15 protein-coding genes are annotated in these 14,238 nt (G+C 49.0%); 14 read left to right on the forward strand and 1 reads right to left on the reverse strand.

Annotated elements, in window-relative coordinates:
- The first annotated feature begins 9 nt into the window (after positions 1-9).
- The 11 genes from gspD to AJE_RS09960 all read left to right on the forward strand — a co-directional run bounded on the left by gspD (position 10) and on the right by AJE_RS09960 (position 10,216).
- The gene (gspD, locus tag AJE_RS09910; RefSeq protein WP_008950747.1) at positions 10-2,103 is read left to right on the forward strand and encodes a type II secretion system secretin GspD; all 2,094 of its coding nucleotides are present in this window, start codon (positions 10-12) and stop codon (positions 2,101-2,103) included.
- Positions 2,100-3,608 carry a type II secretion system ATPase GspE gene (gspE, locus tag AJE_RS09915; protein ID WP_008950748.1) on the forward strand — a complete coding sequence of 503 codons (1,509 nt, stop codon included), beginning with the start codon at positions 2,100-2,102 and terminating at the stop codon, positions 3,606-3,608. The genes gspD and gspE overlap by 4 nt, the downstream gene beginning before the upstream one ends.
- Complete coding sequence (gspF, locus tag AJE_RS09920) at positions 3,609-4,829, forward strand: type II secretion system inner membrane protein GspF (RefSeq protein ID WP_008950749.1); 1,221 nt, start codon at positions 3,609-3,611, stop codon at positions 4,827-4,829. It begins immediately after the preceding gene.
- A gap of 2 nt (positions 4,830-4,831) precedes the next feature.
- A complete protein-coding gene (gspG, locus tag AJE_RS09925) occupies positions 4,832-5,275 on the forward strand; it encodes a type II secretion system major pseudopilin GspG (protein WP_008950750.1) in 444 nt (147 codons plus the stop codon).
- Entirely contained in the window at positions 5,275-5,838 is a 564-nt protein-coding gene (gene gspH, locus AJE_RS09930) for a type II secretion system minor pseudopilin GspH (protein ID WP_008950751.1), read from the forward strand. Before gspG ends, gspH begins: the two co-directional genes overlap by 1 nt.
- On the forward strand, positions 5,838-6,215 hold the full coding sequence (gene gspI / locus AJE_RS09935; RefSeq protein ID WP_008950752.1) for a type II secretion system minor pseudopilin GspI: 378 nt from the start codon (positions 5,838-5,840) through the stop codon (positions 6,213-6,215). Before gspH ends, gspI begins: the two co-directional genes overlap by 1 nt.
- Positions 6,202-6,819 (forward strand): type II secretion system minor pseudopilin GspJ, encoded by a 618-nt coding sequence (gspJ, locus tag AJE_RS09940; RefSeq protein ID WP_008950753.1) that lies wholly within the window; start codon positions 6,202-6,204, stop codon positions 6,817-6,819. The genes gspI and gspJ overlap by 14 nt, the downstream gene beginning before the upstream one ends.
- Positions 6,816-7,811, forward strand: coding sequence for a type II secretion system minor pseudopilin GspK (gene gspK / locus AJE_RS09945; RefSeq protein WP_008950754.1), 996 nt, complete (start codon positions 6,816-6,818; stop codon positions 7,809-7,811). Before gspJ ends, gspK begins: the two co-directional genes overlap by 4 nt.
- Positions 7,808-8,998 (forward strand): type II secretion system protein GspL, encoded by a 1,191-nt coding sequence (gene gspL / locus AJE_RS09950; RefSeq protein WP_008950755.1) that lies wholly within the window; start codon positions 7,808-7,810, stop codon positions 8,996-8,998. The genes gspK and gspL overlap by 4 nt, the downstream gene beginning before the upstream one ends.
- Complete coding sequence (gspM, locus tag AJE_RS09955; RefSeq protein WP_039928496.1) at positions 8,995-9,465, forward strand: type II secretion system protein GspM; 471 nt, start codon at positions 8,995-8,997, stop codon at positions 9,463-9,465. The genes gspL and gspM overlap by 4 nt, the downstream gene beginning before the upstream one ends.
- A gap of 91 nt (positions 9,466-9,556) precedes the next feature.
- Positions 9,557-10,216, forward strand: a complete 660-nt coding sequence (locus AJE_RS09960; protein WP_237709338.1) for a type II secretion system protein N — start codon at positions 9,557-9,559, stop codon at positions 10,214-10,216.
- Positions 10,217-10,229: 13 nt separating this feature from the next.
- Here AJE_RS09960 and yrfG read toward each other — a convergent pair whose 3' ends face one another.
- A complete protein-coding gene (yrfG, locus tag AJE_RS09965) occupies positions 10,230-10,922 on the reverse strand; it encodes a GMP/IMP nucleotidase (protein WP_008609652.1) in 693 nt (230 codons plus the stop codon).
- A 72-nt stretch (positions 10,923-10,994) separates the two neighbouring features.
- Between yrfG and nudE the strand changes: the two genes are divergently transcribed.
- From nudE to pckA, 3 genes are all read left to right on the forward strand, one after another.
- On the forward strand, positions 10,995-11,606 hold the full coding sequence (gene nudE, locus AJE_RS09970) for an ADP compounds hydrolase NudE (RefSeq protein ID WP_008950758.1): 612 nt from the start codon (positions 10,995-10,997) through the stop codon (positions 11,604-11,606).
- Entirely contained in the window at positions 11,560-12,384 is an 825-nt protein-coding gene (gene cysQ / locus AJE_RS09975) for a 3'(2'),5'-bisphosphate nucleotidase CysQ (protein ID WP_008950759.1), read from the forward strand. Before nudE ends, cysQ begins: the two co-directional genes overlap by 47 nt.
- Positions 12,385-12,593: 209 nt before the next feature.
- A complete protein-coding gene (gene pckA, locus AJE_RS09980) occupies positions 12,594-14,192 on the forward strand; it encodes a phosphoenolpyruvate carboxykinase (ATP) (protein ID WP_008950760.1) in 1,599 nt (532 codons plus the stop codon).
- Positions 14,193-14,238: the final 46 nt, after the last annotated feature.

The following is a 14,238-nucleotide window of genomic DNA, read 5'->3' on the forward strand; positions in this document are numbered from 1 at the left end:
TAATCTCTCATGAAATCAGGTTTTTTCTTCAAGGCAAAGCCACGCACCCTTGCCAGTGTTTTACTGGCCGCCATACTTAGCTTCGGCGTCGTCGCGGATAGCGATGTTCGCTATTCTCCAAACTTCAAAGGTACCGATATTAACGAATTTATTAATATCGTTGGAATGAACCTGAAGAAGACCATTATTGTGGATCCTCAGGTGCGTGGCCGTATTAACGTGCGTAGCTACGACATGCTAACTGAAGAGCAGTATTATCAGTTCTTCCTCAATGTGCTGCAGGTCTATGGTTTTGCCATTGTAGAAATGGAAAGTGGCATTTTGAAAGTGGTCCGGGATAAAGATGCCAAGACATCCAATATTCCGGTAGTAGGTGACGATGCACCAGGATACGGAGATGAAATGGTCACCCGCGTCGTTCCTGTGCGTAATGTCTCTGTACGGGAGCTGGCGCCGTTACTCAGGCAATTCGTAAATCAGGGTGGTGGCGGCCATGTTGTTAACTATGACCCTTCAAATGTCATTATGATGACGGGGCCGGCGGCACTGGTTTCCAGATTAGTTGATATTATTCAGCGTGTTGACAAGGCTGGTGATCAGGAGCTTGAAATTCTCAAGCTGAATTTTGCCTCTGCTGCTGAAATTGTCAGAATTCTGGAAAGTATATATCGTGGGCAGAATCGTGGTGAGCAACCCGATTTTCTGGTGCCACGCATTGTTGCTGATGAACGCACTAATAGCGTCATCGTCAGTGGTGAAGCCCAAGCCAGACAGAGAGTGATAGAGCTGGCAAGACGTTTGGATGCGGAGTTGCAAAGCAGCGGCAACACCAGAGTACTGTATCTGAAATATGCAAAAGCAGAAGATTTAGTTCCGGTGTTAAAAGGCGTAAGTGACTCAATTGTTGCCGAAACCCAAGGTGGTCAGCAAGCTGCTGGTCAGCCAGGTCCCCGGCGAAGCTCAGGTCGGGCTATAAGTATAGAAGCGCATCCTGACAGTAACTCGTTAGTTATTACTGCACAGCCAGATATGATGCGTTCTCTGGAAGAAGTGGTGCGTCAATTGGATATCCGCCGTGCCCAGGTCTTGGTAGAGGCTATCATCGTAGAAGTCTTTGATGGCAATGGCACAGACTTTGGCGTGCAGTGGCTTAATGCAAATGGTGGCGGTACCAACTTTACCGGCGGCAATACCATTCCTATTTTAAACGTTGCGGCTGGTGCTGCAGTTGCGTCACAAATTACCCGTGGCACCGAAACCATAGTTGCCAATCCCAGCGGTGGCCAGACGACGACCACAACGCCTGATTCAAATCGGGATTACTCACAGTTGGCGAAGGCGCTGCAGGGGCTAAATGGTGCCTTGCTGGGTTTTTACGACGGTAACTGGGCCGCCATTTTGCAAGCGGTTCGTACCAGTACGAATTCAAATGTGCTGGCTACGCCACATATTACAACGATGGATAATCAGGAAGCGATTTTCCTGGTTGGTCAGGAAGTGCCTATTATCACTGGCTCTTCGTTGGGTTCAGACAATTCCAATCCATTCCAGCAAGTAAAGCGTCAGGAAGTGGGCATTAAGTTAAAAGTCACACCACAAATTAACGAAGGCGATGCGGTACAACTGGTGATCGAGCAGGAAGTCTCGAGCATTGGTGGTGCGACAGCGGTAGATATCACCATCAACAAGCGTGAAATTAAAACTACAGTGATGGCGGATGATGGTGCGACCATAGTGTTGGGCGGTCTAATTGATGAGGATGTACAGGAAAGCGAATCCAAGGTGCCATTGCTGGGTGATATCCCAGTACTGGGGCATTTATTCAAATCGACCAGTGTCAGCAAACGTAAGCGTAACCTGATGGTATTTATCAAGGCGACAATAGTTCGTGACGGTAGTGCGATAAGTGGCATCAGTAAACAAAAATATAATTATATTCGTGCGGAACAATTAAAGCGTGACGAAGAAGGCATTCGCTTAATGCCGCGTACTCCACAGGCTGTATTACCCGAGTGGGATGATAGTCTTAAATTACCTCCGAGCTTCGAAGAGTTTATGCAGCGTCAGAATCAGACTCAATCTGAAGGGCAGCCACCGCTATGACCGAGATGGCAGAGTCAATGCTAGAGCCGGTCAGCCACCGGATAAAGCTGCCCTTTAGTTTTGCCAAACGGTTTGGGGTATTGTTGCAACAAAAGGCGGGTAGTTGGGTGCTATACGTGCAACCAGCAACTTCGCCACAGGCGCTGCTTGAAGTGCGTCGTTTGTTGGCTGAGCCTTTTCAAATTCAGCGATTGGATGCCCTGGCCTTTGAGGCATTATTAGAGGCGTCATATCAACGAGACTCCAGCGAAGCGCAGCAGATAATGGAGGATATTGGCAATGAAGTCGACTTGGCCTCCTTGGCCGAGGATATTCCCGAAGCGGAAGATTTGCTTGAAAATGAAGACGATGCGCCAATCATAAAATTGATCAATGCAATGTTAGGCGAAGCCATTAAGCTTGGTGCGTCAGATATTCATATCGAAACTTTTGAAAAAGCGCTGATTATTCGTTTTCGGGTCGATGGTTTGCTACGCGAAGTGTTGCGCCCGAATCGCCGACTTTCCAGCTTGCTGGTATCCCGGATTAAGGTGATGGCAAAGTTGGACATTGCCGAAAAACGAGTTCCGCAAGATGGGCGAATTAGTTTGAGAATTGCCGGGCGGGCAGTGGATGTTAGGGTATCGACTATGCCATCCAGTCATGGCGAGCGCGTGGTTTTGCGTTTACTGGATAAAAATAACTCACACCTGAACTTAGCTGATTTGGGCATGACTCCGGCAGTTGAGCAGCAGTTTTCACAGCTGATTCTAAAGCCGCACGGCATAATTTTAGTCACTGGCCCGACTGGTTCGGGCAAAAGCACCACCCTCTACGCTGGCTTAACGGAAATTAACACCAAGGATCGCAATATCCTGACGGTAGAAGATCCAATTGAGTATGAGTTGGAAGGTATTGGTCAGACTCAGGTGAACACCAAAGTTAATATGACTTTCGCGCGCGGTTTACGCGCAATCTTACGTCAGGATCCTGATGTGGTGATGGTGGGGGAAATTCGTGATTTGGAAACTGCGCAAATTGCGGTACAGGCCAGTTTAACCGGTCATTTAGTGCTTTCTACCTTGCATACAAACACCGCTGCCGGAGCCATCACCCGACTGGAAGATATGGGGGTCGAAGCTTTTTTACTGTCATCGAGCTTATTAGGGGTATTGGCGCAACGCTTGGTTCGTACTCTCTGCACCCATTGTAAAGTTGCGCACGAACCGGATAAAGAAGAGCGACATTTACTTGGTATTAGTAAGAAAGAAGGCGTATTAATTTATCGTGCCGTGGGCTGTGAACATTGTAATCAGACTGGTTATCGTGGCCGTACCGGTATTCATGAATTAATTGTTGTGGATGAGCAAATGCGAGAGATGATCCACAATGGCAAAGGAGAGCAGGCTATTGAGAAGTATGCACGCGGGTTAAGCCCAAGTATTCGTAGTGACGGCTTTTCAAAAGTACTGTCAGGTGTCACTACTCTAGAAGAGGTGCTTCGGGTCACACGAGAGGATCTGTAAATGGCGGCTTTCGAGTTTCAGGCGATAGATAGCCGTGGTAAAAAGAATAAGGGCGTTCTGGAAGCTGACAATGCCCGGCATGCCAGGCAAATCTTGCGCGAACGCAAGATGACCCCTTTGCATGTTGAATTGGCCTCGAACCAAGAAAAAAAGTTAGCAAATCGCGGTCCTTGGTTACAGCGACGTATTTCTGCCGCCGAATTGGCGCTGATTACCAGGCAGCTGGCAACTTTGGTAGAAGCTGCATTACCTATAGAAAGCGCTTTGCTCGCTGTAGCTGAGCAGTGTGAGAAGTCCCGGCTGAAGAATATGTTAATGGCTGTACGTTCGAAGGTCGTGGAGGGTTATAGCCTGGCAGAGGGTTTAGCTGAATTCCCGCATGTATTTGATCATTTGTTTCGTTCTATGGTGGCGGCCGGCGAGAAATCGGGTCATTTAGAGCAGGTATTAAATCGGTTGGCGGATTATACCGAGCAACGGCAATATATGCGCAGCCAGATCTTGCAGGCTATGTTGTACCCACTGATTCTGACAAGTTTTGCCATCCTGGTTATCAGTATCCTGCTTGCCGCCGTTGTGCCGAAGATTGTGGTTCAGTTTGAGCATATGGGGGAGTCATTACCAGGGTCTACGCTGTTCCTGATTGCTGCCAGTGATTTTTTGCGGCATTACGGTGTCTTAGTATTACTGGCGATACTGCTTGCGATGGTTGCATGGCAGCGGGCTTTGCAAAAGCCACAGTTGCGCTTAAAGTGGGATCAACTGGTATTACGGGGCGGCTTATTGGGTAAGGTCGCACGTGGATTGAACACAGCGCGCTTTGCCAGAACCTTGAGTATATTAAATGCCAGTGCCGTGCCATTGCTTGAGGCAATGCGTATCAGCGCTGAAGTATTGAGTAACAGTTATATGCGTCTGGCGCTTGCAGAAGCTACAGCCCGGGTTCGGGAAGGCGCGTCGTTGAAAAGTGCGCTTGAGCAAAGCCGTTTGTTCCCACCTATGATGCTGCATATGATTGCTAGTGGTGAGAAAAGTGGTCAACTGGACGCTATGCTGGAGCGAGCCGCCAATGCACAGGATACGGAGTTTGAAACCCTGGTCAAGGTTTCCTTAAAAGTCTTTGAGCCTGTGCTGGTCGCCGTCATGGCGGCGATGGTGCTGTTTATTGTGCTGGCAATTCTACAACCAATTTTAGCTTTAAATAATATGGTAGGTGCTTAAAAATGTTCAAGCAAATTCAAAAAGGCTTCACTTTGCTAGAGGTGATGGTGGTAATCGTAATCTTGGGTATTATCGCTAGCATGGTTGTACCTAACTTAATGGGTAATCAGGAGCAAGCTGCGCGGCAAAAGGTAGTGGTAGATATTCAGCAGCTAGAGAGCGCGTTGGATATGTATCGGTTGCGCAACAGCTTTTATCCAACAACGGAACAAGGATTAGAAGCCTTGGTCAATCCTGCTACATCGCAGCCTGTTCCACGTTCATTTCCAGAAGGCGGCTTTATTCGCCGTTTACCGAAAGACCCTTGGGGAGAGGATTATATTCTGGTTAGTCCCGGACAAATGGGCCGAATAGATATTTTCAGCAAAGGGCCCGATAGGGTAGCTGGTACCGACGATGACATCGGTAACTGGAATTTGGATATGGATGGCTCGGGTCGCAATTGATGCGTTACAGATCTGGCTTTACGCTGCTAGAAGTGATGCTGGTGCTATTGTTGGTAGGTATTCTTGCCAGTGCTGTGGTGATGAATTTCGCTGGTGATAGCCCGCAACAAAAGCTGGAAAAGGAGACATTACGATTTAATCAGGCATTTCAGTTTATTGCAGATACCGCGTTGTTACGGCAACAGGAATGGGGCCTAGTGGTTGCTGCTAATCAATATGCCTTCGTGTACTTTGATGGTGAGGTCTGGCAATGGGTGCAGGAGCCAGCTGTTGCTAAAGCTTATACTATGCCGGAGGGGATTACCCTCGCACTACAGCTAGAGGGATTACCCGGAGCAGAAGAAAGTTTACTCAGTCAACTCTCAGGGCTTGGTGCCGATGAGACGGACGCGACACAACAAGATGCCAGCTCTATACCACCGTTACCGCAGGTGTTTATGTTGTCTTCAGGTGAAGTCAGCCCGTTTCGGTTGCATTTCAATTTTGCACAAGATCGACAATTACAGCTAACCCTTGGCACTGACTTCTCTGTGCCACTGCGACGTTTCACTGAGGTCAATTGATGCGCACCCAGCATGGCTTCACCCTGTTAGAGGTGCTGATTGCACTTGCCATCTTTGCGACAGCTGGTGCGGCAATTTTGCAGGCTAGCGCCAGCCATCTGCGGGCCATGGCACAGTTAGAAGAGTTAGCGCTTGCCAGTATCATTGCAAATAACCAACTACAACAGGCACAGCTCAATAAAAATTGGCCACCCAAGGAACTGGAACAAGGCGAATTGACTATGGGGAATCGGGATTGGCAATGGCAGCTTCGTGCAACCTCAGTACCGGATCAGGATCTGCGTGAGTTAACCGTGACAATTCGATTAGCTGAGACGCCCGAGCAAGTGGTATATCGACTGAAAACATACGTTGGGCGACCAGATGTGTCGGATTAAAGGCTTTACCTTTGTCGAAATGTTGCTAGCCACGGCTATTTTTGCTTTGGTTGGTTTGGCATCAGTGGCTATTTTATCCAACGTGACACAAAGCGATGAGTTATCACAGCAGCGTTTGCAGGCGTTGCAGCAATTGCAACAGGCCATGTTGGTGTTAGAGCGGGATGTCATGCAGATCAGTGCCCGCCATGTTCGAATTCAGGGCGACCCGCCAAAACAAGAACGTTTGTGGGGTGAACCCTTTTTAATGGGTAGCGAGGATCACGGCATTAGCTTTACCCGACAGGGGTGGCGCAATCCAGGAATGTTGCTACCACGAAGTGAGCTACAGGCTGTTGCTTACCGGTTACAAGATGGTCAGTTACAGCGCTTATTTACGTTGTATGTCGATGCCGTAAACGATACCCAACCTCAGCAGCAGGTTCTGTTGGCCGAGCTGGAGTCTTTTACGGTGGAGTATCTGTTTAATGAGCGCTGGCAGGAGCGGTGGCACCACCAGTACCTACCACAAGCACTCAAAGTAACGTTTCGACACCAACAGCTTGGGGATGTGGAGCGGGTACTTGTTTTGCCCGAGGGCTTATGGCGGGGGGGTGAGCAATGACTGTTACGTCAGGCCGCTCACAACAACAAGGCGCTGCGCTAATCACGGTACTAATGATTGTCGCTATAGTGGTGGTATTAGCAGTTGATATGAGTGCCAGACTGCAGTTACAGATACAGCGACAACATAATTTGCAACAGCAACAGCAGGCATTCTGGTATGCAATGGGCGCTGAAGCTTTTTCCAAGGTGTTGCTTAAACGTTCCTTACAGGGCGAGTCATCGGTTCATCTGGGGCAGGACTGGGCGCAACAAGGTGCTAGCTTTATGGTCGAAGATGGGCAAATTGCTGGTGAAATTCGAGATCTTAATAACTGCTTTAATTTAAACGCGCTGCAGAAACAACCAGACCGTAATCAGGGGCAGCAGCAAACGATGGCGCAGCGGGCGTTTTTAAGATTAGTCGAGCAGGTTGGGGGTGAACTCAGCATGCCAGCAGAGAATTTGCTGGCGCGCCTGACTGATTGGTTAGATGAGGACAGTCTATTAAATTCTGCTGGCGGAGCAGAACAGGATGACTATGCAGCATTGCAATTTCCGTATTATACCGCAAACAGTTTAATGGCTTCTGAGACAGAGCTAAGGTTGATTCTTGATTTGACGGCAGCAGATTATCAATTATTGCTACCTTATATCTGTGTCTTGCCCGAGAATGATCAATTACAAATCAACGTAAATACGTTAACAGAACAGACCGCTGTGTTGCTGCAAGCGCTATTGCCCGAGCTGACGGAGGCCCAGGCGCAGGAGGCCGTACTCAACCGCCCTGAGAAAGGTTATGCTGATGTAGAAAGTTTCTTACAAAGCTCAGCATTAGCCGGTATTAGCGTACCGGATGAGGTTAAAAACATCTTACAAGTACAATCAGCCTATTTTCAGTTACAGGCAACGACCGCCTACCTGGAGTCAGGTTTCAGACTAACAACAACCTTTAAACGAGAAGAAAATAATGCAATTAGGGTGTTGGCGCGACGTTTTGGAGGCCAGGGATGAATGAACAGTTAATAATCCGTTTGGCGAGTCAGCCGGAACAAAGTATCAGTTGGTTGATTTGGGCACCGCTAACACAGGATGTTATAGCGAGTGGTGAGATCACTGGAGTAGAGCAGCTAACGGGGTTAGCAGAGCGCCTTGGTCAGCGACCTGTTATCGCGTTGGTTCCCGCTTCTGAGGTTGTATTAAAGAAAGTACAGCTTCCGACTAAACCAACAAAGCAGTTGGTTCAGGCTCTGCCGTATATGCTGGAAGAAGAGCAAGCCGAAGACATCGATAAGTTGTTTTTTGCGCTGGGTCAGGTGCAGTTTGAAAATGGAATATATTTACAACAGGTCGCTATTTGTCAGCGACAGCGTTTGGAGTTGTGGCTAGCTTGGTTACAGCAAGCCGGCTTCAGAGTGAGTCGTTTATTACCCGACGCCCTGTTACTGCCTACAACGCCATTGCCAGCTTGCATCAAGTTACAACAGCATTGGCTTCTGCGACAGGACGAATGGCAAGCAACAGCGGTGGAGGATAGTTGGTGGGCAGACTATTTATCATTGGCTGCCTTTACAGAGCTAAATTGCTATAGCCCATGGCCATCAGGCCTTGAGCAATCGCACAGGTTGATGGAACCGGAACTGCCGTTGGCATTATTGGCTAAAGGGTTGACACAAACTAGTTTTACTATGCTGCAAGGTTCTTACACTCCGAAGAAGCCCGAAAACAAAGTTTGGCAACAATGGCGTTTTTCCGTAGCACTAGCGGCAGGGGTGGTCGTGCTCTATATGTTGCAAACATCTTTAAATGTTTGGCAACAGCAGAGGCAGCTTGCCGCTGCTACAGCGGAGCTGCAACATGAATATTTACAACTTTTTCCAGGGGAGCGTATTGTCAATCTGAATCGGCAATTACAACAGAAGTTGCAGTCGGTTGGTGCGAATAATAGCGAGCAAAATTTCTTTGTACATTTGCAGATGTTGCAGTCCAGATTGGCCACGATACCAGATATTCGTCTGGACTCCTTGCGCTATGACGCCAGTCGACAAGAATTACGCTTTTCTGCTAATGCAGCAGGGTTTCAGAGTTTTGAACAACTGAAGAATGCTCTGGAGCAGGTGGGATACAATATCGAACAAGGGGCCTTGAGTAATGATGGTAGCCGGGTTCAGGGCACGGTAGTGATGCGAGGTAGACAATGAAACAACGAATGTTACATTGGTGGGCTTCGCTTGCAAGTCGAGAGCAGCGTTTAGTTAAAGTTTGCGTTCCGATCCTTATTGTTGGCGGATGTTATTGGCTATTTTGGCAGCCGCTACAGCAAGCGCAGCTACGCAATCAAAAAGCAATCCAACAAGTACAGCAGCAGCAAGCTGCGTTACAGCAAGCTAAGCCTTTGTTACTGCAAGCGAATACGGATGTCCAGCGTACAGGTGGCAGTCTGGCACAAATTGTCAGTAACAGTGCGCGCAGTTTGAATATCAGAGTCAGCCGCATGCAGCCACAAAATGAACAACTGCAACTGGTACTGGAAGATTTAGCCTTTGAGCAATTACTACTTTGGTTACATCAGTTACATTATCAAAATGGCGTACGCTTAGTTCAGATTGATCTGGCTGCGACCGATACAAGCGGTGTGGTAAGAGTCCGCAGAATGGTGATCGAGTAGTATGAGACAGTATTGGAAGTTAATTTTGGCTGGCATTATTGCGTATGGCCTTTTTGTAATAATAACAACACCCGCAGTTTGGTGGCTGCGAATGTTACCAGTGCCTGCGGCGGTACAGTTTGGTCAGGTTTCTGGTAGTCTGTGGCAAGGCCAGATTCAGCAGTTGCAAATTCAGCAAGTGCCATTTTCTGACTTGCGCTGGCAGCTAAATCCTTGGTCTTTACTAATGCTACGAGCGGATATCACTGTAACAGCAGGAGCAATACACCAAGAGAATCAACCGTACTTGTCAGCTCACATACAGCTGAAACCGACAGAAATTAGGGTTACAAACGGTCTCTTGAAACTCCCCGTAGCGACACTTTTACCACTGTTGCAACTGCCAGTGCCGGTACAAGCAACGGGAGAATTAGTATTGGATATTAATCAGCTACAAGTCAAGGACCAAGTGTGCGCGAGCCTAATTGGCAACGCAAGTTGGCTAGATGCCAAACTACAACCACCGGTAGGATCTTGGTTAGATTTGCAACATTTCCATGCAAATCTGAGTTGTGAAAATCAGCAACCGGTGCTGATTACCGATCCGGCGAATATTCTGGCGTTAGATGTACGCGCAACGGTTAATGCTGCCGGTAAACTGCAGGTTAGCGGCACCCTGAAGCCAGCGGCAGAGCTGCCGGCTGAGGTGCATCAGGCGATGCAGTTCGTTGGCGCACCGGACGCTGAGGGCCGCTACCGCTTAAATTTCTAAGCCGTCTCGGGTGTTAGCCGGCTGAGGCCGGCAGAACACCACGGCTCTGGTAGATATCGCCCAGCAGGCTGCGATAGTCGGTGACCATGCTAAAGCCATGATAATGATTGCCTGGCTTTTGGCTGTCCGGGTTAGCCACGCCGAGCAAATGTTTGATGCCAAATTCACGCGCCGCTTCCAGAATAGGCAGGCTGTCATCGACAAAGAGCGTGCGCTCAGGATCAAACCCGAGCCGGTGCTGCAGTTTATGCCACAGTTGCTGACTCTCTTTGGTGACGCCAAATTCATGGGTAGAAATTAACTGCTCAATATATCTGGCCAGATCGGTGCGTTCCAGTTTCAGTGACAAACTGTCGGGATGTGCATTGGTAACCAGGGCAATATGGCGGCCACTGGCTTTTAGCGCGGTTAAAAACTCCGGCACATCATCACGCATCCGGATCTTGTCGATAATCTCCCGCTTAAGCTCAGTGATCGGCAGTTGCAGCCGTTTCCCCCAGTAATCCAGACAGTACCACTCCAGTTTGCCCTGCAGCTTGCTGTATTCGGCCATCAGTTCGGCACTGGCTTCAGCGGGGCTGATCCCGGTAATGGCGGCCCAGCGCTCCGGTAAATGTACCTGCCAGAAATAATTGTCAAAATGTAAATCCAGCAGGGTACCGTCCATATCCAATAGTACGGTATCGATTTCTGACCATTGCAGCATAGGCTTTTCCCGTTAATCGCTTTATAGTAGCTAACCAAGTAGAGTGATAAGCAGTTTAACAGAGAGCAGCCGATGACGCAGCGCACAGACGATAAACAAAAACCGGAAATTCTGTCGCAACAAATTGTGGCGCAAAGCCGGCTGTTTAAAGTGGAGCAGCTGGAGCTGCGATTTAGCAACGGTGAAGAGCGTATTTACGAGCGGATGCGCGGTAGCAACCGCGGCGCGGTAATGATTATCGCCTGTCCGGATCCGGAACACCTGTATCTGGTACGCGAATACTGTGCCGGCACCCACGATTATCAATTGGGTTTTCCGAAAGGGTTAATTGACCCGGGCGAGGATATTCTGACTGCGGCCAATCGCGAGTTAAAAGAGGAAATCGGCTTCGGTGCCAGGCGTTTTGTACAGCTGAAATCACTGGCTTTAGCGCCTGGCTATTTTAATGCTACAATGCATCTGGTACTGGCCTTTGATCTTTATGCTGAGCAACAGGCTGGTGACGAACCTGAACCTTTGGAGCTGGTGCGCTGGGCGCGGCAAGAGTCAGCCGCTTTATTGCAACAGGCAGATTTTACCGAAGCGCGCAGTGTGGCAGCCTTGTTGCTGGCACAACACTATTTGGAAGCCAACCCGGATGTTTTTAAGCAAACTGCTGGAGCCAGTGAAGACCACCGCCCGTGAGGCCGGTGCGATTTTATGGGAGCTTTACCAAAGCGGTGACTTTAGCCAGCAACAAAAGCAGGATACCAGCCCGGTCACTACGGCTGATCTGGCCGCTAATAAGCATATTATTGACCGGCTCAGTGAGCTAACCCCAGACATTCCGATTATCTCCGAAGAAACCCAATTAGTGCCTCTGGCCCAGCGTTATGACTGGCCGCGTTATTGGTTAATCGATCCGATGGACGGTACCCAGGAATTTGTTGCCCGCAGCGGCGATTTTGCCGTCAGCATTGCGTTGGTGGAACATGGCTGGCCAGCGCTGGGCGTGATTTACTGGCCTCAGGAACAGTTGTTGTATTACGCCATTCGTGGCAACGGCGCCTTTAAACAACAACGTAATCTGCTACAACGTATTCAGGTTCATCAGTATCAGCCTGAGCAACCCTTGCGTATCGCCGTAAGTCGGCGTCAGCCCCGGCTGCTTATCAGTGAGTTATTACAGCAACCCGAACATGCTGAATTTATTGCTTTAGGTAGCTGCTCGTTAAAAAGTTGTCTGGTGGCGGAAGGTAAAGCAGATTGTTACCTGCGCTTGGGGCCCACCGGCGAATGGGATACCGGCGCGGTGCAGGTCATTGTCGAAGAAGCCGGCGGTAAAATCCTCGATAGTCAGTTTGCCCCCCTTAGTTATAACCAAAGGGAAACCCTCGGTAATCCTGATTTTATGGTAATAGGTGCTGCAGTACAGCCCTGGCCGGAGTTAATTAAAGCCCGGCAAACTGCGCGCGAATTGTAATAAAATTACCAACTTTAGTAATTAAGCAACTGGCCACAAGCCGCGCAATCAGTGGTGCTTAGCCAAATCCCAGTATCTTTTATCGTGAAAAAACGCTATGATGCGCGGGTGTTTTTTGAACAGAGAACCGCCCTTTGTTCAAAGAGCAACATTAAATTAAGTCCGTCAGAGACTGCACCCTTACCTACAGTACCCTTAGGAGTTAACAAATGTCCGATCTGGATTTGGGCCAATACGGCATCACAGATGTCACGGAAATCGTATATAACCCATCTTACGAGCTGCTGTTCGCTGAAGAAACCCGCAGTGACCTACAAGGCTATGAAAAAGGTAAGCTGACCGAACTTGGCGCGGTATCAGTTGATACTGGTATCTTTACCGGTCGTTCTCCGAAAGACAAATACATTGTGCGTGATGACACCACCCGGGATACCGTTTGGTGGTCTGATCAAGGCAAAAACGACAACAAAGCTATCACCCCGGAAGTTTGGGCTGATCTGAAAACACTGGTAACCCGCCAGTTATCTGGCAAAAGACTCTTTGTCGTCGACACCTTTTGTGGTGCTAACGCCGACACCCGCTTAGCGGTACGTTTTATTACTGAAGTGGCCTGGCAGGCGCATTTCGTAAAAAATATGTTTATCCGGCCTACAGATGAAGAGCTGAAAAGCTATAAGCCAGACTTTATCGTGATGAACGGTGCCAAATGCACTAACCCGGATTGGCAGAAACATGGCCTGAATTCAGAAAACTTCGTTGCCTTTAACCTGACCGAGCGCATTCAACTGATCGGTGGTACCTGGTACGGCGGTGAAATGAAGAAGGGTATGTTCTCAATGATGAACTACTTCCTGCCACTGCAAGGCATCGCTTCGATGCACTGTTCTGCTAACGTCGGCAAAGACGGCGACGTGGCGGTATTCTTCGGTCTGTCTGGTACCGGTAAAACTACCCTGTCGACCGATCCAAAGCGGCAGTTAATTGGTGATGACGAGCACGGCTGGGATGATGATGGCGTGTTCAACTTCGAAGGTGGGTGTTACGCCAAGACCATTAACCTGTCGAAAGAAAACGAGCCGGATATTTATAACGCCATCCGTCGTGACGCCCTGCTGGAAAACGTGACCGTGCTGGCAGATGGTAAAATTGATTTTAACGATGGCTCGAAAACGGAAAATACCCGGGTGTCGTACCCGATTTACCATATCGACAATATCGTCACCCCAGTCTCGAAAGCCGGTCATGCCAAGAAAGTAATTTTCCTGACTGCTGATGCCTTTGGGGTATTACCGCCGGTATCGAAGTTAACCAAAGAGCAGGCGAAGTACCACTTCCTGTCTGGCTTTACGGCCAAGCTGGCCGGTACTGAGCGTGGTATTACTGAACCTACGCCAACCTTCTCCAGCTGTTTTGGCGCCGCCTTCTTAAGCCTGCACCCAACCAAGTATGCGGAGGTGTTAGGTAAGCGGATGGAAGCCGCTGGTGCTGAAGCGTATCTGGTCAATACCGGTTGGAATGGCACAGGTAAACGTGTATCCATTAAAGCCACCCGCGCTATTATTGACGCCATCCTGGACGGTAGCATCGAGAATGCCGAGTTTGTGCAGCTGCCGTACTTTAACCTGGCGATCCCAACTCATCTGCATGATGTCGATGACGGTATCCTGGATCCGCGTGCAACTTATGCCAACGCAGCAGACTGGGAAGTCAAAGCCAAAGATCTGGCCAAACGTTTTATCGATAACTTTGTTAAGTTTACCGATAATGACGAGGGTAAAGCTCTGGTTGCGGCCGGACCACAGCTGTAAATTAACGCCGTATTGGAAATTACAAAGCCCCGCTCAGCGGGGCTTT

Origin of the sequence: Alishewanella jeotgali KCTC 22429 (assembly GCF_000245735.1) — a bacterium.
Taxonomy (GTDB): domain Bacteria; phylum Pseudomonadota; class Gammaproteobacteria; order Enterobacterales; family Alteromonadaceae; genus Alishewanella; species Alishewanella jeotgali.

Excerpts from the sequence above, each read along its gene's own strand:
- gspD (WP_008950747.1), top strand. The coding sequence starts at position 10 with ATGAAATCAGGTTTTTTCTTCAAGGCAAAGCCACGCACCCTTGCCAGT.
- gspE (WP_008950748.1), top strand. The coding sequence starts at position 2,100 with ATGACCGAGATGGCAGAGTCAATGCTAGAGCCGGTCAGCCACCGGATA.
- gspF (WP_008950749.1), top strand. The coding sequence starts at position 3,609 with ATGGCGGCTTTCGAGTTTCAGGCGATAGATAGCCGTGGTAAAAAGAAT.
- gspG (WP_008950750.1), top strand. The coding sequence starts at position 4,832 with ATGTTCAAGCAAATTCAAAAAGGCTTCACTTTGCTAGAGGTGATGGTG.
- gspH (WP_008950751.1), top strand. The coding sequence starts at position 5,275 with ATGCGTTACAGATCTGGCTTTACGCTGCTAGAAGTGATGCTGGTGCTA.
- gspI (WP_008950752.1), top strand. The coding sequence starts at position 5,838 with ATGCGCACCCAGCATGGCTTCACCCTGTTAGAGGTGCTGATTGCACTT.
- gspJ (WP_008950753.1), top strand. The coding sequence starts at position 6,202 with ATGTGTCGGATTAAAGGCTTTACCTTTGTCGAAATGTTGCTAGCCACG.
- gspK (WP_008950754.1), top strand. The coding sequence starts at position 6,816 with ATGACTGTTACGTCAGGCCGCTCACAACAACAAGGCGCTGCGCTAATC.
- gspL (WP_008950755.1), top strand. The coding sequence starts at position 7,808 with ATGAATGAACAGTTAATAATCCGTTTGGCGAGTCAGCCGGAACAAAGT.
- gspM (WP_039928496.1), top strand. The coding sequence starts at position 8,995 with ATGAAACAACGAATGTTACATTGGTGGGCTTCGCTTGCAAGTCGAGAG.
- AJE_RS09960 (WP_237709338.1), top strand. The coding sequence starts at position 9,557 with ATGTTACCAGTGCCTGCGGCGGTACAGTTTGGTCAGGTTTCTGGTAGT.
- yrfG (WP_008609652.1), bottom strand. The coding sequence starts at position 10,922 with ATGCTGCAATGGTCAGAAATCGATACCGTACTATTGGATATGGACGGT.
- nudE (WP_008950758.1), top strand. The coding sequence starts at position 10,995 with ATGACGCAGCGCACAGACGATAAACAAAAACCGGAAATTCTGTCGCAA.
- cysQ (WP_008950759.1), top strand. The coding sequence starts at position 11,560 with ATGTTTTTAAGCAAACTGCTGGAGCCAGTGAAGACCACCGCCCGTGAG.
- pckA (WP_008950760.1), top strand. The coding sequence starts at position 12,594 with ATGTCCGATCTGGATTTGGGCCAATACGGCATCACAGATGTCACGGAA.